Here is a 22,547-nt window from a genome sequence, read left to right as displayed (position 1 = left end):
CCTGCTCCTCAGGTGAGTGGGTCCATCGGCCTGTGGAATGCGTCGAGCGCGCTCGCGCCGGCCGAACCGGGGTCGGCAGCTCCCTGCGGCTGCTTCACCGTCAGCCTGGTCGCGTCCGGGGAACGTAACCAGGTCGCCGTGTGCCCAGGAGTTCGGCACCCACCTTGCGCGGCGACCCAGCGTCGGGCGGTGCGCGGGGGCGCGAGCGCATCCTGCTGCCGGATTCAGCTGCCCGGCGTGAGCCCGAGCGTGTTGAGCACCCCGTACACCCCGAGGAAGAGGATCGCCGCGCTGCTCAGGACGAGGGCGCCGGTCAGCCAGGGGTTGGCGCGGAAGCGGGGCGGGACGCCGGTGTAGCGCAGGCGCCAGACCGCGACCACGACCGCGAGCAGGAAGATGCCGCCGCCGATGCCGCCGATCTGCACCATCAGGACCGGGGACTGGACCCACAGGAAGATGCACATCCACACCGGGGGCAGGCAGCAGGTGAGGATGCGGATGGTGCGTGTGCGCGAGCGCAGGTCGTGCCAGTCGATCACCCCGAGCAGACCGAGGGTGTTGGTCCACAGGCGGGGAACGCTGGCCGACGAGGCGACGGTGACCGAGAAGAGGACGGCGATCGCGCCGGCCAGGAACAGGTACTCGGCCCAGGGGCCCAGCGTGTCGGTGTAGCTGTGCGACAGCGTGGTGATCATGTCGTTGCCCTCGGGCACCAGGCCCTGCGGGTGGAGCACCGAGGCGCCGATCACGTAGAAGGACAGGGTGCAGACGGTGCACACGATCCAGGACACACCCACGTCGAGCCGCATGACCTTGAGCCAGCCCTCGGCCCGCCGGGCGCGCTGCTCGGTGCCGTCGTCGGGGCCGGTCCAGCGGGCGTAGCCCTTCTCCAGACACCAGTAGGTGTACGTCGTCATCTCGTCGGCGCCGACACCGGTGATGCCGAACATGGCGAGTGCGATGCCGACCGTGCCCGCGGGGATCTGGAAGCTCAGTCCGTCGGCGAGCTGCTCGGTGCCGTACCCGAAGGCGGTGAACGGGAGGGCGAGTGCCAGGCCGAAGGTGATGACCGTCTTGAGCGAGATGCCGATGACCTCGACCCGCTCGACTATGTGGTACTTGCCCGTCTGCAGGATGAGGATGGCGGCGCCGGTGACGATGAGGGCCCAGATGGTCAGGGACGAGGTGCTCAGCGCCGACCCGTGGATCGGCAGCAGGATCGAGCAGGCCGCCGCGGTGCCGCCGATGATGCCACCGCGCTGGAACATCTTGGCGAAGTCCATGCCGATCCAGAGCCAGTTGATCCAGCTCAGCGGGCCGATCCTCGGCCCGATCTGGCTGTAACCCTCCAGCGCGGGCTTGCCGTTGAGGATGGTCCAGCGGGCCAGCTCCATCTGCACCCACACCTTGACCGCGGTGGAGATGATCACCAGCCAGAGCAGCGCGAAGCCGGCCTTCGCGCCGAGCGAGGTGGTGGTTATCAGTTCACCGGAGCCGACGACGGCGGCGGACAGCACGAGCCCGGGGCCGAGTTGGCGCACGCGGCCGCGGAAGGTCTCGGGGGCCGGGCGGGCGTCTTCGGCGCGCAGGGCGTACGGGTCGGTCTGCGCGGGTGGCGGCGCCGCCGTGGCGCCGTCGGTCGTGGTGGCCATGTGAGGTCCTTAGGGATCTTCCGGCGTCGTCGCCGGTATCCGGAACGGGGACAGGGTGGTGCCGTATTACCTGTGCTGGGGCGTCTCAACGCGCCTGGTGGCGCGGCTCCTTGCCGGCCAGTACGCGGACGACGTCCTCGGCCACCATCGCGCCCATGGCCTGGTTGGCCTCGGGGGTGCAGGCGGCCATGTGCGAGGTGAGCAGGGTGCGGGGTGCCGTACGCAGGGGGTGGTCGGCGGGCAGCGGCTCGGTGCTGAACGCGTCGAGGGCCGCGGCTCCGAGGTGCCCGGAGTCGAGCAGGTCGGCGAGCGCGCGTTCGTCGATGAGGCCGCCGCGCGCGGCGTTGACCAGGATCGCGCCCGGCTTCATCGCCGCCAGTCGGGCGCGGTCGAGCAGCGGGGTGCCGGACGGGTCGGGCGGGGTGTGCAGGCTGACGGCGTCGGCGCGTGCCAACAGGGCGTCGAGTGCGGCCGGTTCGGCGCCGTGCGCGTGGACGTCGGCGTCGGAGACGTACGGGTCGTGGGCGAGCAGCTCCATCCCGAAGGCGTGGGCGTACCCGGCCAGCAGGCGGCCGATGCGGCCGAAGCCGACGATGCCCAGCGTCTTGCCGTGCAGTTCGGGGCCGAACAGCTTCGGCCAGCCGCCCGCCGCCACCGCGGTGTGCGAGGCGGCGAGGGAGCGGGTCGCGGACAGCAGCAGGCCGAAGGTGTACTCGGCCACGGCACGGGAGTTGCTGCCCGGCGCGCACACCACCGGCATCGAGCGCGCCCGGGCGGCGGCCACATCGATGGTGTCGACGCCGACGCCGTGCTTGGCGATCACCTTGAGTCGGGGTGCGGCGTCCATCACCTCGGCGGTGATCAGGTCCATGCCGACGATCAACGCGTCAGCTTCCGCTACGTACTTGAGGAGTTCGGCGGTGGGCAGCGCCGCGTCCTCGCGGGGGCGCAGGGGACCGGCTCCGGCCTCCTCCAGGATCTGCCAGGGACGCGCCGAGTGCCGGGCGAAGGTGGGCGTCGTGATGAGCGTGGTCGGCATCAGCGCGCCCCACCGCGTGCCGCCTCCAGGTGGGACGTCGCGATCTGCTGCAGATGTACGACGTCGGCCGCGACCGTCGCGAACGTGAAGCCCTCGGCGAGGCGACGGGCGGCGCTCGCGCCGTCGGCGTTGTGGATGCCGGCAGCGATGCCCGCCGCCTCTGCTGCCTTGCGTACGCGGGTGAGGGCCTGCTCGAACTCCTCCTGTACGGAAGGGTCGGTGGAGGTCGCGCCGCCGATGGCCAGGCGCAGATCGGACGGGCCGACGTAGATGCCGTCCAGGCCGGGAGTCGCGCAGATCTCCTCGACGTTGGCCAGGCCGTCGGCCGTCTCGATCATCGCGAGGACGGCGGTCTGTTCGTGCGCGTCGGCCGGGTTCGGGCCGATCCGCAGCTGGGAGCGCATCGGGCCGTACGAGCGACGGCCCAGCGGCGGATAGCGGACCGCGGAGACTGCGTCGGCGGCGTCCCGGGCGTTGTCGATCAGCGGGACGATCACGCCGGTCGCGCCCGCGTCGAGGGCCTTGCCGATGTAGGTGAGGTCGTTGGCCTCGACGCGCACCATGCCGACGGCGGTGGAGCCCTTGGTGTCGGTGGCGAGGAGGTTGTTCAGCATGCCCTGGTAGCCGAAGAGGCCGTGCTGGGCGTCGAAGGCCAGGTAGTCGTAGCCGACGCGGGCGAGGCGCTCGGCGGCGATCGGCGAGTCGAGCAACGACCAGTAGCCGATGATCTGTTCGCGGTTGCGCAGCGCGGCGGTGAACTGGGCGGAAGTGCGGCCTGCGGACATGTTCGTCTCCATTGCGAGGGCGGTGAGGTCAGCGGTTGTAGGCGGGCATCGGGCCGCGCAGACGGGCACCGACCTCGTCGCAGGCGGCCAGCACGTCCGAGGGCAGCGGACCGGCGGCCGCAGCGGTGATGTTGGCCTTGAGGTGGTCGACCTTGGAACCGCCCAGCAGCAGCGCGTCGGTGGAGGGCTGTGACAGGAGCCAGCGCAGGGCCAGTTCGGTCAGCGGCAGGCCCGCGTCGGAGGCGATGCGGGTGAGGTCGGTGACGGCTCGGAACAAGTCCTCGTTCCAGTACCGCTCGCGGTACATCACGGCCAGCTTCGAGTCGCCGAAGCGCCCGCCCTCCGGGGCCTGTTCGAAGCTGTGGCGGCCGGTGAGCAGGCCGCCACCGAGCGGGTTGTAGACCATGGTGCGCAGTCCGGTGACGGCGGCGTACTCGACGTACTCCTCCTCGATGCGGCGCGCGAGGAGATTGTGGAGCTGCTGGGCGACGACCGGGCGGGGGGCGCCGACCTCGTCGGCCACGCGGTTCAGCTCGGCGATCTGCCAGGCGGCGAAGTTGGAGACGCCGAGGGCGAGGACCTTGCCGTCCTGTACGAACTCGGCGACGGTCGCGAGGGTCTCCGCGAGCGGTGTGCTGCGATCGGGCTGGTGCAGGTAGAAGAGGTCGACGTGGTCGGTGCCCAGGCGCTTGAGGCTGCCCTCCAGCGCGGCACGCAGGCCCTCGGCGGAGAGCGGCGCGTACTCGCCCTGGTCGGGGTGCGGGATGCCGGCCTTGGTGGCGAGCACCACCCGGTCGCGGCGGCCGGGCAGCAGCTCGGCGAGGATGCGCTCGCTCTCGCCGCCCGCGTAGCCGTTGGCGGTGTCCACGCCGGTGATGCCCGCATCGAGCGCGGCGTCCAGCATCGCGGCGGCCGTCGCACGGTCGGCCGTGTCACCGAAGGTCATCGTGCCGAGAACGAGACGGGACAACGGGACGGGGACGTGCGGGAGTTCAAGGCCGACGGTCACTGCGGGTTCCTTCCGAGGCGGGTGGTGCGTTCTCATGCTCGTGCGCGGTCCCATGCGTGATGTGCGCATCGCGGTGGTGCCGTGCGGATGCCCGGTCCCAGCCGTGCGGCTACCCGGTCTCAGGCGGTCGCCGCGGTGGTTCCCGACGATGCGCCGCGCTGCGGCCAAGTGCGGTGCGATGTGCCGTGTAAGCCCGTACGCGTCGCATCCACGAGGGCGCCGAGGTCCGCGGTGACGGTCGTCGGCGCCATGGGAACGCTCGCATGGCTGCGTAAATCACGCAAGGGGTCTCGCGCACTTCACGCAACTTATGCCATGATCCGAACAGAGCCGCCCACCGCCGGGCACGCCCAAGGAGGTATCGACCCCGTGGCTTCCCCGTCCCCGCCCCCGCTTGCGTCCGTCTCGCCGCCCGTACCGTCGTACGTCGTCGCGCTCGCGGACGACCTCTCCGGCGCGGCCGAGACCGCCTGTGCGCTCGGTGGCCCGGTCCGGCTGTCGCTCAACGCTGTTGCCGTGGCCGAGATCGCTGCCGCGCACGATCTCGTCGTGGACCTGGACACGCGTCACCTGACGCGCGCCGAAGCGGTGTACGCCGTGCGGGCGGCGCTGCGCGCCGCGCGGACCGGCCCACCCCGCCTGCTGTACAAGAAGGTCGACTCACAGCTGCGCGGCCACCTCGCGGCGGAGGCGGCAGCGTACGCCGAGGGAGCCGAGGCCGTCGTCATCGCCCCCGCGCTGCCTGCGGCGGGGCGCACCGTGACCGGCGGCGTCGTGCACGTGAACGGAGTTCCGCTGCACCGCACGGACGGCTGGCGCGCGGAACGCGCGCCAGTGCCACGCTCGCTGCCCGAGGCGCTGTCCGGTCTGCCGGTCCGCACGATCCCCCTCGACGTCGTACGGTCCGAACCCGCCGCGCTGGAAGCGGAGTTCCGACGGATCGCCGCATCCGGTGCACACCCTGCGCCAGACACCGAGACCGACGCCGACCTGGACGCGGTGGCCGCGGCGGCGCTGCGGCTCGGCCCCGGATTCCGGCTCCTGGGAAGCGGTGGTCTGGCGGCCGGGCTCGGGCGCGCGCTGCTGCGGCCCGTGGCCGTCACACCCTCGCCCGTGCCCTCCCCGGAGGGCACCCCGCTGCTCTTCGTCGTGGGGACCGCCGAGCCCGGCGCGGTTGCGCAGATCGCGCACCTCGCCGCGCTCGGCGCGCACCATGTGCCGCTGGACCCGGCCGACTTGGCGGCGGGCACGGTCTGCCTGCCGCGTACCGGCGGCGCTCCTGCCCTGACCGTGTTGTCCATCGACGGATCGGGAGGCCCGCGTCCCGGTGCGGGCCGGGCCCTCAGCGCTGCTCTGGGTGCGCTCGCGGCCGCGTACCCGGGCCGCCCCGACCTCGTCCTGACCGGCGGCGAGACTGCCCGCACGACCCTGGACGCCCTGGACATAAGGGAGTTGGAACCGTTCGGCGAGATCCACCACGGCGCCGTCCACTCCCGTACCCCCGACGGCCGCCGCGTCGTCACCCGCCCCGGCAGCTACGGAGCCGAGGACTCACTGCTGCGCATCGCCGTCGCGCTACGGCCGCGCCTGGCCGCCGCCATCGCTGCCACCTGAAACCTGTCACCGTCCGCCTCCCGCCTAGGAGTTGTCCTCATGAGCACCCCCCTTCCTCTCATCGCCGTCACGATGGGCGACGGTGCCGGCATCGGCCCCGAGGTCGTCGTCGCGGCCCTGCTCGACGACGCCGTCCTGACCCGCTGCCGCCCCGTAGTCATCGGTGACGCGCAGCGGTTGCGCGAGGCCGCCCGGATCCTCGGCCTCGACTGCGAGATCGCCGCCGTCGACCACCCGCGCGACGCCGAGTTCACACCCGGCCGTGTCAACGTGATCGACCTCGGCCTGCTCCCCGCCGATCTGCCCTGGGGCAAGCTGTCGTCGGTCGCTGGCGACGCCGCGTACGCGTACATCAAGCGTGCCGCCGAACTCGCCGTGGCCGGCGAGGTGCACGCCATCTGCACCGCGCCCCTCAACAAGGAGGCCCTGCACGCCGCGGGCCACATCTACCCCGGCCACACCGAACTCCTCGCGCACCTGACCGGGACCGAGGAGGTCTCGATGATGCTCTCCACCGAGAAGGTGAAGGTCATCCACGTCACCACGCACATCGGCCTGATCGACGCCGTCAACCGCATCGAGCCGGGCCTCGTCGAGCGCACCGTGCGCCGCGGCCACGACGCGATGGTCCGCGCCGGCACCCCGAACCCGGTCATCGGCGTCTGCGGCATCAACCCGCACGCGGGAGAGAACGGCCTGTTCGGCTACGGAGAGGAAGAGGAGAAGATCGTCCCGGCTCTGGAGAAGCTGCGTGCCGAGGGCGTCGACGCCCGGGGTCCGCTCCCCGCCGACACCGCCTTTTTCCTCGCCGCACGCGGCGACTACGACCTGATCGTGGCGATGTACCACGACCAGGGCCACGGCCCGGTCAAGGTCCTGGGCATCGAGGCGGGTGTCAACCTCACCGTGGGCCTGCCCGTGATCCGCACCTCCGTCGACCACGGCACCGCGTTCGACATCGCCGGAACGGGCGTGGCCGAGGCCGGTAGCATGGTCGAGGCGCTGCGCCAGGCCACCGTGATGGCCACGGCGCCGACCGCCCCGGTCGCCTGAACCTCCGTCCCCTGCAACGCCGTTACCACCGCACCGTAGAGGACTCCGAACATGCCTCCGACCACCTCCCAGGCCCGACGCGACCGCATCGTCCACCTCGCCACGACCACCGGCCTCGCCAGCGTCGAGGAACTCTCGCAACTCCTCGATGTCACCCCCTCAACCATCCGCCGCGACCTCGCCCGTCTCACCTCGGAGGGCCGCCTAGCACGCACCTACGGCGGCGCGATGGCGCTGTCCGCGCACCCCGAGGCGTCGCTGCGGCAGCGCACGGGTGAGGCGTACGAGGAGAAGCGGGCCATCGCGCAGTGGGCGGCGCGGCAGGTCGAGCCGGGCGAAACGCTGCTCCTCGACGCCGGTACGACGGTGGGTGCGCTGGCCCACGAGCTGCGCGGTGCAAAGGAGTTGACGATCGCGACGACGGGCCTGACCGCCCTGCACGCCCTGGCGGATGCGGAGGGCGTGCACGTCGAGTGCCTCGGTGGCACGCTCCGCCCGCTCAGCCAGGGTTTCGTCGGCCCGCTCACGGAGGCCGCGCTCGAGCACATGTCCTTCGACCGGGTCTTCCTCGGCGCCGACGGCGTCACCGTCGACCGAGGCATCTGCGAGGCGGACCTGCGCCAGACCCGCCTCAAGGAACTGATGTCCCGCCGCGCCGACCGCGTCTACGTGCTGGCCCACGGCGCCAAGCTGGGACGCAAGCCGTTCCACGCGTGGGCGACACTCCAGGAAGGATGGACCCTGGTCACGGACACATCGGCGCCCGACGCGCAGATCCGCGCCTTCGAGGCCCGCGGAGTGCGTGTCGAGATCGCCCCGCCGGCGGGGACGTGACGGAACCGGCACGAGCCTGAGCGGCCCGGGGATATTCGCTGGTCGCCGCCGACGGGTGGTGTCCATACTGCCGCAATGGATCCGGTGACTCTTGAGACCGACCGTCTGGTGCTGCGGGCCTTCGAGCCCGGCGACGTGGACGCGGTGTATGACGCCTGCCAGGACGAGGACATCCAGTTCTATACGCCGGTTCCGGTGCCCTACCGGCGGGAGGACGCCGAGAAGAGCGTCCGTGTGGACCTGCCCGAGGGCTGGGTCACGGACAAGGACTACACGCTCGGGGCGTTCCGCAAGGGAAGCGGGGCGATCGTCGGCTCGTACTGCCTCACCAGGGTGAGCCGAGGTGTCTTCGAACTCGGCTACTGGGCAGTCAAGGAGCAGCGCGGCCACGGCTATTCGGTCGAGGCCGCGCAGGCCCTGTGCGACTGGGGGTGGGCCACGCTCGACGTCCACCGCATCGAGTGGTGGGCCATGGCCGGGAACACCGGCTCGCGTGCCGTCGCCGAGAAGCTGGGCTTCACCCTCGAAGGGACGTTGCGCAACCGCGGGATCGCCAACGACGGGAATCCGCACGACTGGTGGGTGGGCGGCCTGCTGAGGCCCTGAGGCCAGTCGCGTCAACCATGGCTTGAGACGGGCGCCTACCGGTCGTCGGCCTGTGCGGTCAGCGCGAAGGCCAGCAGTGCGGTCGTGGTGAAGTCCAGCGCGGGTTCCACGGTCTGCCAGGCGCCCACGTCGTCGACGTACCGCGCGCCCTTGCCGTCGAAGTCGGTCCAGGCTCCTGTCGGCGGGGCGGCCGTGCACTTCTTCATGGTCGGGAAGCCGTTCAACTCCTCTAGTTTTGAGGCCTCGTTGGGGCCGTTGACCACAGCGCCCCGCAGGATGGCGCCCTTCCCGTCGTGGCTGCCTGCCAGGTTGGCCAACTGGTGTTCCGGGCAGTGCGGGTAGACCTCACCCGCACCGATCATGAAGCTGGTTCCCCAGGGGTTGGCGCCCAGAGCCCAACCTCGCTGCCGCCCGGCGAAGGCCGCGTAGTCGGTGTCCCCGGTGGCCTTGGCGTAGAGGCGGGCGGTGGCCACCAGTCCGAAGGTGTGCGGTACGGCGTCGAAGTCGTCGTAGACGGCGCCGGCTCCGAACGGGTCGTGCCCGGCGCGGTCGACACCGTCGTCCAGTTGGCGGCGCAGGTCCTCGTGCAGTTCCTCGGCCCCGATCCCGTTCGTCCGCGTGTCGTCCAGGACGGTGGCCAGGTCGACATGGGCCAGGGCGCTGACGTCCGCGACGTTGAGCGTGCCCTTGACGTCGGAGTCCAGGTAGGCCCTGGCCCAGCCGGCCGCGGCGTCGGCCCAGTCGCTTTCCCGGTCGTCCCCGAGTTCCCGTGCGGCCAGGGCCAGTTCGGCGCCGCCGAACTCCATGTCGTCCTGCCAGGAGTCCTCGGGATAGAAGGCGCCCGGGAACGCGGTGGCGAGCGGCTCGTTGGGGTCGTGGCCGGTGTCGGCCAGGTCGTAGACGGCGGCGGCCTTGTCCAGCCAGGCCTGGGCCTCCTCCGGGTCCGTGTCGGCCGCGCGCTGGGCGGCGAGGGCGAAGACCGCGGCCACCCGGCCCGCCAGGTTGGGGCTGATCGGCTCACCCGGGCCGGCCGCGCGGAAGACCGGCCGGTGCTTGATCGTGTAGTCCGGATCGCCGGGGGATACGTCCAGTCGGTCGTCGGCCTCCGGGAGCCGCCACACGTCGTGATCCGACCGTGCGTCTTCGTTGCCCGCGCCGATGCCGACCTGGGCGTAGAGGGTCTCGCTGTCCTCGTCCCACATCCTGTCCAGCCAGTCCAGCCCGTGCGTGGCCTCGTCGGAGAGCTCCTCCATGACCGGCAAGTCGCGTTGTGCGAGCAGGAGTTCGGCGACCGAGTAGGAGGTGGTGGCGGTGAACTTGAGGAAGTCTCCCGCGTCGAACCAGCCGCCCGAGACGTCGACCTGGTCACCGGTCGGGGTCAGCTCGTCGAGCAGCTCGTTGCCCTCCTCGTCGTACTCCGGCTCGGCGTAGACGGTCGCGTCCTGGTCGGCCAGATGAGAAGGCCCGTGCTGCAGAGCACCGGGAAGCACGTCCGCTCCGTCGCGCTGGGCCTGCAGGAAGCGGACGTTGTCCCGGACGAGCGGGGTCATCAGCTCGTCGGCGTCGGCGATCCGGAAGGCGGGGGAGCGGCCGGCCGCGGTGCCGGTCAGGACGATGCGGTAGGTGCCGGGGGTGTCCAGCGCGGAGAGGTCGGCGGTGCGCACCGAGGGGTACTTGGCGTTCCAGCGGCCGGTGACGGCTCCGAGCCGCCCCGCCGTGACGACCTTGTTCTTGGCGTCGACGACCTGGAAGCGCGCTCCCGCGAGAGCCGCCGAGGGCCCCATGACGTAGGCCTGCTTCGCTTCGCCGCGCACATAGCCGACCTGGTCGACCCGGATGGCCACCTTGGCCGAGGCAGGCGTGGTGCCGCCGCCGAAGGGCAGACCGTGCAGGTTCACGGCGAGGAGCAGGGTGCCAAGTCCCGCGGCGGTGCCGACCAGCAGCCGAGGGTTGCGCAATGAGTTCATGCGCCCACGGTGCCGGGGCCTTCATGAGATGAAGATGAGGACGACGCGTGGGCCGTGTGCGTCGGCAGCCTGAGCTCGGCGATCAAACCGCCTCCGGGCGCGTCCGCGAGGTGAGCGGTGCCGTGATGCAGCTCGGCGACCCAGCGGACGATCGCGAGCCCCGCCCCCGTTCCCGAGGCGGCTCCGGAACCCCCGGTGACACCCCGGGCGAAGACTCGATCCCGGTCGGCGAGCGGCACGCCCGCCCCATGGTCGCGGACCGTGACCAGGCCCGGTGCGATGGTGACCTCCACCGGCGACCCGGCCGGGCCGCCATGCCTCTGGGCGTTCTCCACCAGGTTCCGTACCGCCTGGGCCAGCAGGTCGGGATCCCCGAGCACCACCACCGGCTCGGAGCTCACGGTGACGCTCTCATGGTCCGGCAGCTCATCGACCGTGGTCTCCACCAACTGGTCGAGACGCAGGGGTACCAGCTCGGCCCGGTGTGCACCGGCCTCCATACGGGCCCTGGCGAGCAGCCCGGTGACCAGTCGGCTCAGCCGGTCCACCAGCCGTAGCGCCTCGTCGGAAGAACCACCCCGCTCCACCACGAGCCGCAACGTGGCCAGCGGCGTCCGCAGCTCGTGTGCCGCTTCGGCCAGGAACTGCTCCTGCTGCCCCAGCCCGCGCAGAGCGGGCCGCATGGCCCGGCCCGACAGAAGATGGCCGACGGCCGCCGCGCAGCAGACCAGAGCCGTGCAGCCGAGCGCCAACCAGCGAACCAGTACCTCGTGATCGTGTTCGCTGCGCGCCAACTCCGTGCCCACCAGCACGGCCGCACCGATCCGGTCTCCGTCCCAGACCGGAGCCGCCGCCCACCTCAGCCGCCCGCCGTCTGCGGAAGGGGCGCTGACGAGGACGGTGTCCTGTTCCTCCAGGACGCTCTGCCAGACCTGGTCGAGCCGGTCCTGACCGGGCAGCGCGGAGCGCGCGGGAACGACGTTCCGAAGCGACGGCGATTCGCCCGGCGCCGCCTGCAGCACGGCCAACACCTGTGCGCCCTGGGCGAGTTCGTCCTCACTCAGCGGGTCCAGGTGCAGCGTCCCCGCGTCGAACCAGACCGCCCGCGACAGGCCGACGGCGCGGCTGCCGGCCTCGTGGTCGAGGCCGGAGCGGCGGGATCCGGCATCGATGCGGACGGCGACGGTGGCGAGTACGACGAGACAGGCGGCGGTCGTCGAGGCGAACAGGAGGGTCATCAACCGACGGGTGCGCCGCAGCCGGGCCACGGCGGGGGAGAGGGAGGACGCCTTGCCCCGGCGGATCACGCCTGCGCCTCGTCGCCCAGCCGGTAGCCGACGCCGCGCACCGTCCCGATCGGATCGGGCGGCCCGAGCCGCCGTCGCAGCTGGCCGATCAGGACGTCCACCACGTTGGACATCGGCTCACTCGCCTCGTCCCAGCAGCTCTCGATCAGCTCGGTGCGTGTCACCACCTCGCCCGCGCGCAGCATCAGCAGCTCAAGGACCGCGAACTCCTTGGCCGACAGGCTGAGCAGCACCCCGGCCCTGGACACACGGCGCCGTGGCAGATCGACCTCCAGATCACCCGCCCGCAGCACCGGCAGCCGCGCGGGCTGCTCCCTGCGGCACAACGCACGTACCCGTACGACCAGTTCGGCGAAGGCGAAGGGCTTGACCAGATAGTCGTCCGCCCCGTGTTCGAAGCCGGCCACCCGGTCGCTCACCGCGTCCAGCGCCGTCAGCAGCAGAAAGGGCAGCGCCGATCCGTTCCGCCGATGTGCCGCGAGGAGCGTGAGCGAGTCACCGTCCGGAACCGAGCGGTCGGCCACGACACAGTCGTAGCTGTTGACGGAGAGCTTGAGATCCGCTTCGGCCAGCGTCCGCGCGAGGTCCACCGCGAACCCCGCACCACGCAGCTGAGCAGCGACGACGGGCCCCAGGTCGGGGTCGTCCTCCAAGACCAATACGCGCATGGCCGGGAGCTTAGACGGCTCCTCGGCCAGCCACTCATCGGCCACCAGGCGGGGCTCCCAGCTGCTGCATCAGGGAGTACGTGGTGACGAGACCGCCGTCGGCCGCCCGCCAGTGGATCACCGCATGGAAATCGGGAGAGACGGCCCGCAACACTGTGTACAGCTCCAGGGCACCCGCCTTGTCGGGGGTACGGCCGGGCCGGGCCAGTACGACCACGGTGGCGCCGAGTTCGGCGAGGCGTTCGGCGGTGACAGCACCCATGCCGCTGGAGGCGCCGGAGACGACAGCGACACGTCCGGCAAGGGGAGTACCGGTGAGCAGAGCAGCAGACATCACAAAACCTCAATCTCTTTGCTGGGAACGGTTACTGGCGGTGCGTCAGGCGACGTCGCTGTGCGCGGTGGCGGCGGACTTCTCGCGCCACGGGGCGAGGTCGTCCTGCACCTGCTGGTACTTGACCTCGAGCCGCTCCAGGGTGTCGCGCCCGAGGTAGAGATGCGTGGGCAGCTTGTCGGTGGACGCCACCTCGACGATGAGGGCGGCGCCCTTGACGGGGTCGCCGAGCTGGGCGTGGTTGGCCCGGTCGATCCAGTCCAGCGTCACGTGGGCGGGGGTGTCGTCGTAGTCGGCGATGCGGTTCGCGGCGACCGACAGAGAGCTGGCGTCGAGGAAGTCGGTGCGGAAGACGCCCGGTTCGACCACCATCGACTGGACACCGAACGGCGCCATTTCGGCGGAGAGAGCTTCACTGATGCCGGCGACCGCGAACTTCGACGCGGAGTACAGGCTGACGCCGGGCTCGCCCTCGAAGCCCGAGCGGGAGCCGATGTGCACCAGCCTGCCGGACCCCTGCTTGCGCATGACGGGCAGTACGGCACGGGTGACGTTGATCAGGCCGAAGACATTGAGGTCGAACAGCGACCGGGCCTCCGCGTCGGTGATCTCCTCCAACGCGCCGAGCAAGCCGCGGCCGGCGTTGTTGACCAGGACGTCGATGCCGCCGAACCGGTCCACGGCGGCCTCGACCGCCTGCGGGGTGCTGTCGTTGTCCGTGACGTCCAGGGCGACCGCGAAGACCTTGCCGGAGTTCTTCAGATCGTCCGGCACGCGCTCCGGATTCCGTACGGCGACCACGACATTGTTACCGCCTGCCAGGGCGGCGTGGGCGATTTCCGCACCGATTCCGCGGGAGGCGCCGGTGACAAACCACGTAGCCATGGGAAACCTCTTTCGTCGCTTCCCCTTTTCGGGGATTTCCTGTTGACGTATTCGAGTGTGTCCGCCGGCTACAGCGCTATGAAGGCTGCGGTTTTCCTGGGAGTCCCGCACCCACGAAGAGGGGAGGCCCAGAAGATCAGTGACATGTCAACAAACTGGTACGGTGAGGGCATGTCCGAACCGCGATGGCTCACCCCGCACCAAGCCGATGTCTGGGCGAAGTACCGGAGGCTGCGCCGCGAGCTCCAGCGGGTCCAGGATCAGCAGTTGCATCAGGATTCCGGCCTTTCGGCGGCGGACTACGCCCTCCTGGCGCCGTTGTCCGAGTCCGCCGACGGCCTGCTGCGGGCGAGGGATCTCGGAGTCGAGGTCGGCTGGGAACGCAGCCGTCTGTCCCACCAGATCAGCCGCATGGAGAAGCGGGGACTCGTCACGCGCGAGGCCTGTGCCGATGATGCCCGCGGCTCCATGGTGCGGCTCACGGAAAAGGGCCGGGAAGCGATCGATGCCGCCGTACCCAAACACGCGGAATACGTGCGGAAACTTGTTTTCGATCCGCTGACAGCCGACGAGGCACATCTTTTCGGTGACCTTATGGACCGAATTCTGGATGCCGTCGAGAGAAATGCGCGGTAAACGGCGGCCGGTTGTTCTCCGCGCGCTCAGGCGCCGTGGGCGGGGTCCTGCTGGTGAGGTACTTCGGGTGCGCTGATGCAGCCCAGCAGCGCCAGGCCGTCCGCGGAGGGCGAGCCCGGCTCGGCCTGAAGGATCACGAGCTGCTGTCCCGGAGCGCTGCGGATGTTGAGGGCCTCATGCCGCAACTCCAGGTCTCCCACGCTGGAGTGGTACATCTGCTTGACGTCGTAGGGCGGGACCCGGGTGTACTCGCGTGCCCACAGGGAGCGGAACTCGCCGCTGCGCACCGACAGTTCGCCGACGAGCTGCAGGATGCGGGGATCCTCGGGGGTGCTCGCGGCGGTCTGCTGAAGGTCGGCGACCGCACGATGCTTGGCCCGCTCCGCGTTCCGGTAGAAGGTCTTCGCCGCGGGGTCCAGGAAGAGCATGCGCAGCACGTTGTCGTGCTGCGCGAAGTCACGGTAGAGGGCATCGGTCAACGCGTTGGTCGCCAGCAGGTCCTGGGCGTGCCCGATGATGAAGGCGGGCGTCCTGGTCCAGCTTTCGATCAGTTGCCGCAGGTGCGGGCGGACACGCTCGACCCGGAAGGGCGACTTCGTACGGCGTCCTGCGGGCTGGGCCAGCCGGAAGAGCTGCCGCCTCTCCTCATCCCCGAGTTGCAGCACACGGGCCATGCCCTCCAGCACCCGGAGTGAGGGGCTGAGTTCCCGGCCCTGCTCGAGCCGGCTGTAGTAGCTCAGGCTGACACCGGCGAGCGCCGCCACCTCGTCACGCCGCAAGCCGGGCACCCTTCGGCGGCCAGCGCTGGGCAGCCCGGCTGCCATGGGGCTGAGGCGTTCCCTGCGGGAGCGCAGGAACTGACCCAGCCCTTCAACCGAGTCAAGGCGCGTGTCATCGTCCATGCTGCCGAGGCTAGGCGGAAAACGCCCCGAAAAGTTCTGCCGACGGTGGGTGCATTGCACCCAGGATTACGGCTCCCTGGGTGGCGCAGGTGACCGGCTGGCGGCGACGGCGCATCACTCTGTGTGAAGCGAGTGGCACCTGGTGCATTTGTCCACGACCGGCCCTTCTCGTCGGCCGAAAAGCATCTAGTCTTGCCGCATGAGCAATGGGACCCCTTTGGGAGATTTCCTCCGGGCCCGCCGCGAGGCCCTCAAGCCCCAGGACGTCGGTCTGCCCGAATACGGCCGACGCCGCGTGCCCGGACTGCGCAGGGAAGAAGTCGCGATGCTCGCCGGAGTCAGCTCCGACTACTACATCAGGCTGGAGCAGGGGCGCGAGAACAGCCCGTCCTCCCAAGTGCTGGAGGCCGTGGCACAGGCGCTGAAGTTGGACGCGGAGGCCACCGACCACCTGAACCGCCTCTGCCTCACGCCCTCGCAGCGCCCGCACGACTGGGGTGAGGCGGAGGTCAGCCCGCAGTTGTTGCAGCTGATGGACGGCTGGGAGCACACCCCGGCCTTCGTCCTCGGCCCGGCCCTCGACATCCTGGCGGGCAACTCCCTTGCCACGGCGCTCCACAGCGGATTCGACGGGTTCGACAACCTCGCCCGCAACGTGTTCGTCGATCCGGCGGGGCGCGAGTTCTACCAGGAATGGGAGCGAGCGGCGCATTCCTGCGTCGCCGAACTCAGGGCCGCCTTCGGCCACGATCCCGAATCGGCCCGTATCGCCGCGGTGGTCGCCGAACTGTCCACGGACAGCGAGGAGTTCGTCGGGATCTGGCAGCTGCACGACGTCAAGAGCAAGTCCCAGGAAGGCAAGCACCTCAAGCATCCCGAAGTCGGCGACCTGCACATCGACTTCGCGGCCTTCACGGTCAATGGCGCCCCGCATCAGCAACTGGTGGTCTACCAAGCCGAACCGGCCAGCCCGACGGCGGCTGCCTTCGAGACGCTGAGGGCCATGGCCGCCGAGCCGAAGCAGGCCCAGGCGAACGCCGGCACGTAACTCAGGTCGAGACTGGTCCTCCCGCCACTCAGGAAAACCACGGCCTTCATGGCGGAGTGTCCGTCTGCCGACACTCGAGTCGACAGACAGAGCGCCGGCTGTTACGCCGACGCGCAGCTGCGTGGGCCGGTTCTCCGGGTTGGGCGCGGGTGCCAGGTAATTCGGTCGCGGGTGGCGATCTGCCTCTGCAGACTGTGGCTCGTGGATCGCCTCGTGGAGATCGCGAATCGGCTGGCCGATGTCAGCGGTGTCGTTGGTGTGTGCCTGGGAGGCAGCCGGGCAAGGGGAACGCACGGTCCCGATTCCGACTTCGATCTGGGCTTGTACTACCGGGCGCCGCTGGATACTGCTGCTCTGCGCCTGCTGGCAGCCGAGCTGACGGGCGGGCCGGTGGAAGTAACCGAGCCAGGCGGCTGGGGACCGTGGGTGGACGGTGGTGCCTGGTTGACCATCGATGGCCATCGCGTCGACTGGATCTACCGCGACCTGGACCGGGTGCACCGCATCTGGCAACAGTGCCAGGGCGGGCACTTCGAGGTCGGTGCCCAGCCCGGCCACCCTCTGGGGGTGTACTCCCACGCCTATGCCGGTGAGGTGGCACTTGGGCGCGTCCTCGCCGACCCCAGCGGCGAGCTTCAAACCCTGCAGGAGCAGACTCGTCTGTATCCGGCACGGCTGCGCGAAGCGCTCATCGGCAACGCGCAATGGGAGGCGCCGTTCATCCTGGCCGTCGCCCGCAAAGGGGCAGCCCGCGGTGATGCCTTCCATGTCGCCGGTTGTCTCTTCCGCGCGGTCGGACTCCTCGTACATGCCCTCCACGCTCATGAAAGGTGTTGGGTGCTTAACGAAAAGGGAGCGGTGCGAGCCGCGGGAGAACTCGCCGTCGCCCCTGCGGACTTTGTCGAACGGGCTCACACGCTGCTTTCCGCGCTCGGCACCACCCCGGCCACTCTCGCTGCGGCCCTCGATGACGCCGACAGGCTTGCCGCCGAGGTTTGCGATGAGCTCGCACGATGACGAAGACCACGATGGTGCCAGCTCGCGTTGAAGGCCACAGTTGAATGTCGCGGTGTCTTCTCCGGGTATGGCGGAGAGGAATGGCTCGGTGCCTGTTTCACATTTCAGGTGCAGGGTCTTGGTTGGCTGATGGCTGAGCGGTGGAGTCCGTAACGACCGTGCAGCAGAGCTGAGTTGGCGGTCGTTCAGTTGCACCGTGCCACCCAGCCAGGCGCCCTTGTGGGTCTCGTCGAGCCCAACGGGGACACGCTGCCCGTCGATGCGGAGGATCGTCAGACCAGCCGTGACTTCACTCGGAGATGAACCACCCAAGGGCACCAAGCAGGGTGCGGCGCTCTTCCAGCGCTGTCAGTGGGGCAGGGCATGATCCGGTGGATGCGCTACACGACGTGGACTTCAGATCGCATGTTCGTCTCCTATAAGCAGTACTACCTGCAGGGCGACGACTTCCTCGACGACTACGACGACACCGACACGGTCGGGCGGATCTTCGCGGGAAACAGTCTGGCAGCCGGGGGCCCAGAACACCTCACGGTGCTGGCGGGCACGCACACCGGCTGGATACGCCTGACCACTCAGCAGTGCGCGGATGAACCACTCCTGCCCCGGCAGGAGTGGGAGACCGTAGTGGACGTGAGCATCTGCAGCACGAGTGGCATCCTTCGGCTATTCCGATGGGGCGGGGATGTCGAAGAGAGTGCCGGGAACTTCGCCACGGCCGGGGAAGGCTGGTACCGCGTCCGCGTTCAGGCACGCGGACGCGATGAAGGCGAGACACACGAAGGCGACACCGCTGTCGAAGAGCACCTTCTGAGCGTCTGGCCGGCACCGCCGCAACCCGACACCGTCCACAGCGCAAACGACACCTTCGCCCGCACCCACTACGACCCCACCCGGCCTCCCGGTCAACCCATTCACCCCTGAGCACGTTCACTCGTACGCCGTGGAGCAACTGAAGGTGTACGCCGACAGCCGCAACATGCAACAGGTGGCTGGGGCGGCGCTATTTGGGCTCTGTCCCAGATCTTGGGGAGCGGTTGCGGAGCGTCAGCACCGGGGAACGGCTTCGGCCCGATTGGGCTGTACAGACGAGCGTTGCACTGGTCGCCGGGCATCGTCACGAGTACAGAAGACCAACATGGCAGCGAACCTTTTCGTCCCAGCGACTATCACCGCCGCAGCGACCCTTCTTGTCGGCATAGCGACCGCATGCGTGGCCGTCTACGGTGCCCGCCTGGCCAACAGCTACCGCCGCCAACTCGACTTGAAGACTTCCGAACGTCGCATCCAGGCGTACGCCGCTCTCTGGGCGCTACTCAGAGTCGCCTCTCCCACCCGGTCCGAGCCTATGAATGAGGCAGAACGGCATGACCTATTCGAGCGGGTTACCGACTGGTACTACACCGATGGCAACGGCATGGTTCTGACCGACAAAACCCGTCAGCTCTACCTCAAGGCGAAGGCGAACCTACGCTGCTCCGACGATGAACTCTTCCCAGCCAGCCTCTGTGCCCAAGCTCATCGACGCGAGTTCGGCGACCTCGAACGATGGAGAAGCGAACTCTCCCGACAGCAACTGTCGCTGCTGCGTACTCAGATGAAGGTGGACCTCGCCATCTACGGCAAGGTCTCCGCTGGCTCGCTGCACGGCCCGAGCACCGACCGGAGAGGGACTTCCTCGAAGCCTGTGGCATCAACCTACTGACCTTGAATGCGTGATGTCGTCATGGTGAGGCGGGTGCCAATCCGGTGCCGGTGAGGCAGCCGTCGAGGACGTCGTGGCGGTATTGGAGCTGGCGTAAGCCGCGCCGGACGGTGGTGATCAGGTCTTGCGGGTCGGCGAAGGCGCGGTTGGCTGTGGTGGTGCGCCGCAGTACCGACCAGATGCCTTCGACGGGGTTGAGGTCGGGTGAGTAGGGCGGGAGTTGGTAGACGGTGAGCCAGTCCCGCCCGGCGATGAACTGCCGCATCCCGGCGGCGAGATGGACGTTGAGGATGCCCCTATGTTGCGTCAAGCGACAGCAGACGAGACGCCCAGGGCTGGCGTCCGCTGGATCTGACCGTAGATCTCGCGAGCGACGTAGCGTTTCAGACAACGGATGATCTCGCGTTTCGACATGCCCTGCTTGGTGCGTCGTTCGAGGTAGAGACGGGTCCGTGTATCACGGCGAAGGCGAGTAACGACGATGCGGTAGAGGGCAGCGTTGGCCTGCCGGTTCCCTCCGCGGTTCAGCCTCCGTCGCTGCGTCTTTCCGGAGGACTGCTCGACCGGGCTGACGCCGCATAGAGCGGCGAACGATGCCTCGCTGTCCAGCCGTTCCGGATTGTCGCCAGCGGCGATCAACAAGGCAGCGGCGCTGTCGGGCCCACAGGGCTTCGGCGTAGTCGTGTGACGCCCGGTTCGTGATGGCCTGTCGGCTCTGTGGGGGGCGGGAAGCAGTGCAGGCACGGGCTTCCAAGATCATGGAGTTCTCTACGCCCCGTGATCCGAGTGGAAGACCGTGCCTGCCGACGCATCATCGCTGATCCCGCCTGCCCTTGACCAACTCCGGGAGCATCCCGAGGTCGCATCGCAGGAGGTTCCGGGCCTGCTGGAGCGGCTGGCCGAGGTGCCGGACCCGCGTGATTCGCGCGGGGTGCGTCATCGTCTGGCCGTCGTGCTCGCGCTCACCGCGTGTGCCGTACTGGCCGGAGCGACCTCGCTGCTGGCGGTTGGCGAGTGGATCGCCGATGCCCCGCCACTCGTGCTGGAACAGGTCGGCGCCCGTACCGACCCGCTCCTGCCCAGGCGGGTCCTGCCTTCCGAGACAACGGTCCGCCGGCTGCTGGGCCGCATCGACGCCGACGCGCTGGACCGGGCAGTCGGACACTGGCTCGCAGACCGCTGCCCCAAGCCGGCCGGGCTACGCGGCCTCGCGGTGGACGGCAAGACCCTGCGGGGCGCGGCCAGGGCGAAGGGCCGGAAGATCCACTTGCTCGCCGCGCTCGACCACACCACCGGCCTGGTCCTGGCTCAACTGGACGTCGGGGAGAAGACCAACGAGATCACCTGCTTCCAGCCCCTGCTGGACACCGTCGCCGACCTGGCCAAAACCGTGGTGACCAGCGACGCGATGCACACCCAGCACGAGCACGCCACATACCTCCTCGGCCGCCGGGCCCACTACATCGTGATCGTGAAGGGCAATCAGAAGAAGCTGCGCAGACAGCTCAAGTCCCTTCCGTGGAAGGACATCCCGCTTCAGGGCCGCACCCGGGGCATCGGCCACGGCCGTTCGGAGATCCGCCGCATCAAGGTCGCCACCGTGAACAGCCTCCCCTTCCCCGGAACCCGCCAGGCCGTCCAGATCAAGCGCCGCCGAACCAACCGCAAGACCGGCAGGACCACCATCAAGACGGTCTACGCCGTCACCAGCCTGACCGCCGAGCAGGCCACCCCTGCCGAACTCGCCCAACTCGTCCGCGACCACTGGAAGATCGAAGCCCTGCACCACGTCCGCGACACCACCTTCGCCGAGGACGCCTCACAAGTGCGCACCGGCAACGCACCCCGCGCCATGGCCACCTGGCGCAACCTCGCCATCGGAGCCCTCCGAACAGCCGGAGCGAAGAACATCGCCGCCGGCCTCCGCCACAACGCCCGCAACCCCCATCGCCCCCTCACACTCCTCGGCCTCGGATGATCGCGAACCGGGCGTCATGCGACTACGACGAAGCCCTGGGACCTGGACGAGGTGGCCGCTGCCCGCCGCGACCACGGCCCCCAAGCCGCCCTCGACCTGCTCGGTCGCACCGACCCGGCCCCCACCCAGGCCCAACCAGGAGCACCACAGCGCACCCTCGCCGATGGCACCGCGGGCGCCCTCCTCCACCCGTACGCTGACCGAATCCAACAGGTTCCGTGATTCTCGGAGGGCATGGTTCGCGAACCCGCCGTGGAAGATCTGAGCCCCGCGTGAGACTGCGACAGGTTCCGTCACGCTAGACGACCGGCCTGGCCGCATTTCCGGTGGCAAGGCGGTGCTCGATGACGAGGGCTCGGTGGCACTCGCCAATTGTGGTGGCTGGCATGACCGGATCAGGCTGCGGCAACGTCCCGCGTGAGTTTGGCTCGGCACGTATCTGATGGTCGGTAACGCGGGGTGCCCCGTACAGGCTGGGCGGCAGTACGGGGTGCGGGCGGGTGATCGTCTCCCGCCTCTCAGTTCTGGCCCCGCCGCACCCATCTGCTGGCCCGGGGAACAGTTCCGAGCGCCGCCACCCTGGCCGCCCACGCGCTCGCCGCCCACCTGCGCCGCGCAGCCCGCCTCACGCCGCCAGGCGGCCCGTCGGACTCGGATGGCGGCGGACGAAGCTGTAGCGGAGCGTGAGTGTGTCAGCCGCTCGGCGCACACAGGGGAGAACTCGGCAGCCCGGAGGCAGGCTGCGAGATCGATCCGGTGCACGCCGGCACTGGGCCCGACCTCGACACCGCCGAGAACTCCGCAATATTGCGCAACGTTGCGTATAATTTGAGCAATGAACGTTGATCTGACCGACCTGCTGGACCGCCACGGGCCTGCGCAGGCCGTCGTCTGGGATTTCGACGGCGTACTGTCGGAGACCGAATCTCTGCACCAGGCCAGCTACGCCCAGGTACTCACCGCGCACGGAGTACGACTGGTCGGCGACTGGTACACAGCGTTGATCGGGAACACCGCATGGCAGAACTGGCAGACCCTGATCCACAGGGGGCTGGATGCTGGCCCGCAGGACATCAGCCTGCTGGAGGAAGAGCGGGAGGCGGCCTTCGCTTCCCTTGCCGCCGCCGGTCTCAAGTTCAGCCAAGTCGGCGTCTCGCTCGTACCGGCCTTCGCGCGCGCTGGTGTGCGACAGGACATTGTCTCCAACGGCGACCTGGACCTCATAGGCCGTGCCGTGCGCGACTGGGGCATAAGTGACATGGTGACAGTCGTGCACCGTGCTCCGGACGGGGACAAGCTAGCTCTGCTGGAGGAGCGGGCGGCTCCGGGTGTCATCACCTTCGACGACACTGACCGCTATCTACTGGCGGCCGGCCGCAAGGGGGCGTTCACCGTCGGGGTGCGCCATCGGCACAACAGCCACGGAGCGCTCCCAGCTGACATCGTGCTGTCCATCACCGGGGAGCGCATTCTCGCTGCCTGCGCGTAGTGCCCTCTGGTGGTCATGA

General features: G+C 69.5%; 20 protein-coding genes and 3 pseudogenes. 11 read left to right on the top strand and 12 right to left on the bottom strand.

Translation table 11 applies throughout. The annotated features are described in order from the left end of the window. Positions 1–224: 224 nt before the first annotated feature. The 4 genes from OG266_RS01695 to OG266_RS01680 all read right to left on the bottom strand — a co-directional run bounded on the left by OG266_RS01695 (position 225) and on the right by OG266_RS01680 (position 4,485). Positions 225–1,652, bottom strand: a complete 1,428-nt coding sequence (locus OG266_RS01695; RefSeq protein ID WP_371541861.1) for an Nramp family divalent metal transporter — start codon at positions 1,650–1,652, stop codon at positions 225–227. Between the two features lie 85 nt (positions 1,653–1,737). After that, on the bottom strand, positions 1,738–2,691 hold the full coding sequence (locus OG266_RS01690; protein ID WP_371541859.1) for a phosphoglycerate dehydrogenase: 954 nt from the start codon (positions 2,689–2,691) through the stop codon (positions 1,738–1,740). Then, positions 2,691–3,476 carry an HpcH/HpaI aldolase/citrate lyase family protein gene (locus tag OG266_RS01685; RefSeq protein ID WP_371541856.1) on the bottom strand — a complete coding sequence of 262 codons (786 nt, stop codon included), beginning with the start codon at positions 3,474–3,476 and terminating at the stop codon, positions 2,691–2,693. The genes OG266_RS01690 and OG266_RS01685 overlap by 1 nt, the downstream gene beginning before the upstream one ends. Before the next feature lie 28 nt (positions 3,477–3,504). Next, positions 3,505–4,485 carry an aldo/keto reductase gene (locus tag OG266_RS01680; protein ID WP_371541853.1) on the bottom strand — a complete coding sequence of 327 codons (981 nt, stop codon included), beginning with the start codon at positions 4,483–4,485 and terminating at the stop codon, positions 3,505–3,507. A 369-nt stretch (positions 4,486–4,854) separates the two neighbouring features. Between OG266_RS01680 and OG266_RS01675 the strand changes: the two genes are divergently transcribed. The 4 genes from OG266_RS01675 to OG266_RS01660 all read left to right on the top strand — a co-directional run bounded on the left by OG266_RS01675 (position 4,855) and on the right by OG266_RS01660 (position 8,592). Further along, complete coding sequence (locus tag OG266_RS01675) at positions 4,855–6,099, top strand: four-carbon acid sugar kinase family protein (protein ID WP_371541850.1); 1,245 nt, start codon at positions 4,855–4,857, stop codon at positions 6,097–6,099. Between the two features lie 39 nt (positions 6,100–6,138). Then, positions 6,139–7,152: a 4-hydroxythreonine-4-phosphate dehydrogenase PdxA gene (gene pdxA / locus OG266_RS01670; protein WP_371541847.1), complete on the top strand. Its 1,014-nt coding sequence runs from the start codon at positions 6,139–6,141 to the stop codon at positions 7,150–7,152. Positions 7,153–7,203: 51 nt separating this feature from the next. Beyond that, a complete protein-coding gene (locus tag OG266_RS01665; protein ID WP_371541843.1) occupies positions 7,204–7,986 on the top strand; it encodes a DeoR/GlpR family DNA-binding transcription regulator in 783 nt (260 codons plus the stop codon). A 75-nt stretch (positions 7,987–8,061) separates the two neighbouring features. Then, on the top strand, positions 8,062–8,592 hold the full coding sequence (locus tag OG266_RS01660) for a GNAT family N-acetyltransferase (protein ID WP_371541841.1): 531 nt from the start codon (positions 8,062–8,064) through the stop codon (positions 8,590–8,592). 35 nt (positions 8,593–8,627) lie between these two features. On the opposite strand, the gene OG266_RS01655 is transcribed toward OG266_RS01660, so the two are convergent. The 5 genes and pseudogenes from OG266_RS01655 to OG266_RS01635 form a co-directional block, all read right to left on the bottom strand. Continuing rightward, positions 8,628–10,559: a glycoside hydrolase family 9 protein gene (locus OG266_RS01655; RefSeq protein ID WP_371541838.1), complete on the bottom strand. Its 1,932-nt coding sequence runs from the start codon at positions 10,557–10,559 to the stop codon at positions 8,628–8,630. Further along, complete coding sequence (locus OG266_RS01650; RefSeq protein WP_371541836.1) at positions 10,556–11,866, bottom strand: sensor histidine kinase; 1,311 nt, start codon at positions 11,864–11,866, stop codon at positions 10,556–10,558. Before OG266_RS01650 ends, OG266_RS01655 begins: the two co-directional genes overlap by 4 nt. Then, positions 11,863–12,534 carry a winged helix-turn-helix domain-containing protein gene (locus tag OG266_RS01645; RefSeq protein WP_371541834.1) on the bottom strand — a complete coding sequence of 224 codons (672 nt, stop codon included), beginning with the start codon at positions 12,532–12,534 and terminating at the stop codon, positions 11,863–11,865. Before OG266_RS01645 ends, OG266_RS01650 begins: the two co-directional genes overlap by 4 nt. Positions 12,535–12,733: 199 nt before the next feature. Beyond that, positions 12,734–12,871: pseudogene (locus OG266_RS01640) on the bottom strand (short-chain dehydrogenase); the annotation flags it as partial. A 42-nt stretch (positions 12,872–12,913) separates the two neighbouring features. Beyond that, on the bottom strand, positions 12,914–13,753 hold the full coding sequence (locus OG266_RS01635; protein ID WP_371541831.1) for an SDR family NAD(P)-dependent oxidoreductase: 840 nt from the start codon (positions 13,751–13,753) through the stop codon (positions 12,914–12,916). A gap of 171 nt (positions 13,754–13,924) precedes the next feature. On the opposite strand from OG266_RS01635, the gene OG266_RS01630 reads away from it, so the two are divergent. Continuing rightward, positions 13,925–14,389, top strand: coding sequence for a MarR family winged helix-turn-helix transcriptional regulator (locus tag OG266_RS01630; protein WP_371541828.1), 465 nt, complete (start codon positions 13,925–13,927; stop codon positions 14,387–14,389). A 26-nt stretch (positions 14,390–14,415) separates the two neighbouring features. On the opposite strand, the gene OG266_RS01625 is transcribed toward OG266_RS01630, so the two are convergent. Continuing rightward, entirely contained in the window at positions 14,416–15,291 is an 876-nt protein-coding gene (locus OG266_RS01625; RefSeq protein WP_371541826.1) for a helix-turn-helix transcriptional regulator, read from the bottom strand. Positions 15,292–15,490: 199 nt separating this feature from the next. On the opposite strand from OG266_RS01625, the gene OG266_RS01620 reads away from it, so the two are divergent. The 4 genes from OG266_RS01620 (at position 15,491) to OG266_RS01605 (ending at position 19,061) form a co-directional block, all read left to right on the top strand. Next, positions 15,491–16,339, top strand: coding sequence for a helix-turn-helix transcriptional regulator (locus OG266_RS01620; RefSeq protein ID WP_371541824.1), 849 nt, complete (start codon positions 15,491–15,493; stop codon positions 16,337–16,339). Between the two features lie 201 nt (positions 16,340–16,540). Beyond that, a complete protein-coding gene (locus OG266_RS01615; protein ID WP_371541821.1) occupies positions 16,541–17,356 on the top strand; it encodes a nucleotidyltransferase domain-containing protein in 816 nt (271 codons plus the stop codon). Between the two features lie 375 nt (positions 17,357–17,731). Next, positions 17,732–18,280, top strand: coding sequence for a hypothetical protein (locus tag OG266_RS01610; RefSeq protein ID WP_371541818.1), 549 nt, complete (start codon positions 17,732–17,734; stop codon positions 18,278–18,280). Between the two features lie 214 nt (positions 18,281–18,494). Next, positions 18,495–19,061 carry a hypothetical protein gene (locus tag OG266_RS01605; RefSeq protein ID WP_371541815.1) on the top strand — a complete coding sequence of 189 codons (567 nt, stop codon included), beginning with the start codon at positions 18,495–18,497 and terminating at the stop codon, positions 19,059–19,061. Positions 19,062–19,080: 19 nt separating this feature from the next. On the opposite strand, the pseudogene OG266_RS01600 reads toward OG266_RS01605, so the two are convergent. Both OG266_RS01600 and OG266_RS01595 read right to left on the bottom strand, forming a co-directional pair. Further along, positions 19,081–19,350: pseudogene (locus tag OG266_RS01600) on the bottom strand (transposase); the annotation flags it as partial. A gap of 17 nt (positions 19,351–19,367) precedes the next feature. Continuing rightward, positions 19,368–19,724: pseudogene (locus tag OG266_RS01595) on the bottom strand (transposase); the annotation flags it as partial. Positions 19,725–19,857: 133 nt separating this feature from the next. Between OG266_RS01595 and OG266_RS01590 the strand changes: the two are divergent. Beyond that, entirely contained in the window at positions 19,858–21,039 is a 1,182-nt protein-coding gene (locus OG266_RS01590) for an ISAs1 family transposase (RefSeq protein ID WP_371541812.1), read from the top strand. An 835-nt stretch (positions 21,040–21,874) separates the two neighbouring features. Further along, positions 21,875–22,528, top strand: coding sequence for a hypothetical protein (locus OG266_RS01585; protein ID WP_371541810.1), 654 nt, complete (start codon positions 21,875–21,877; stop codon positions 22,526–22,528). Positions 22,529–22,547 lie beyond the last annotated feature (19 nt).

This window comes from Streptomyces sp. NBC_00554, assembly GCF_041431135.1.
Classification (GTDB): domain Bacteria; phylum Actinomycetota; class Actinomycetes; order Streptomycetales; family Streptomycetaceae; genus Streptomyces.
This window is presented reverse-complemented; position numbering and strand designations above follow the sequence as displayed.

Bases quoted from the DNA above. Each gene is read 5' to 3' on its own strand.
- OG266_RS01685 (WP_371541856.1), bottom strand. From the start codon at position 3,476: ATGTCCGCAGGCCGCACTTCCGCCCAGTTCACCGCCGCGCTGCGCAAC.
- OG266_RS01605 (WP_371541815.1), top strand. From the start codon at position 18,495: ATGGCAGCGAACCTTTTCGTCCCAGCGACTATCACCGCCGCAGCGACC.
- OG266_RS01625 (WP_371541826.1), bottom strand. From the start codon at position 15,291: ATGGACGATGACACGCGCCTTGACTCGGTTGAAGGGCTGGGTCAGTTC.
- OG266_RS01695 (WP_371541861.1), bottom strand. From the start codon at position 1,652: ATGGCCACCACGACCGACGGCGCCACGGCGGCGCCGCCACCCGCGCAG.
- OG266_RS01645 (WP_371541834.1), bottom strand. From the start codon at position 12,534: ATGCGCGTATTGGTCTTGGAGGACGACCCCGACCTGGGGCCCGTCGTC.
- OG266_RS01585 (WP_371541810.1), top strand. From the start codon at position 21,875: ATGAACGTTGATCTGACCGACCTGCTGGACCGCCACGGGCCTGCGCAG.
- OG266_RS01690 (WP_371541859.1), bottom strand. From the start codon at position 2,691: ATGCCGACCACGCTCATCACGACGCCCACCTTCGCCCGGCACTCGGCG.
- OG266_RS01665 (WP_371541843.1), top strand. From the start codon at position 7,204: ATGCCTCCGACCACCTCCCAGGCCCGACGCGACCGCATCGTCCACCTC.
- OG266_RS01610 (WP_371541818.1), top strand. From the start codon at position 17,732: ATGCGCTACACGACGTGGACTTCAGATCGCATGTTCGTCTCCTATAAG.
- pdxA (WP_371541847.1), top strand. From the start codon at position 6,139: ATGAGCACCCCCCTTCCTCTCATCGCCGTCACGATGGGCGACGGTGCC.
- OG266_RS01660 (WP_371541841.1), top strand. From the start codon at position 8,062: ATGGATCCGGTGACTCTTGAGACCGACCGTCTGGTGCTGCGGGCCTTC.
- OG266_RS01655 (WP_371541838.1), bottom strand. From the start codon at position 10,559: ATGAACTCATTGCGCAACCCTCGGCTGCTGGTCGGCACCGCCGCGGGA.
- OG266_RS01635 (WP_371541831.1), bottom strand. From the start codon at position 13,753: ATGGCTACGTGGTTTGTCACCGGCGCCTCCCGCGGAATCGGTGCGGAA.
- OG266_RS01620 (WP_371541824.1), top strand. From the start codon at position 15,491: ATGAGCAATGGGACCCCTTTGGGAGATTTCCTCCGGGCCCGCCGCGAG.
- OG266_RS01630 (WP_371541828.1), top strand. From the start codon at position 13,925: ATGTCCGAACCGCGATGGCTCACCCCGCACCAAGCCGATGTCTGGGCG.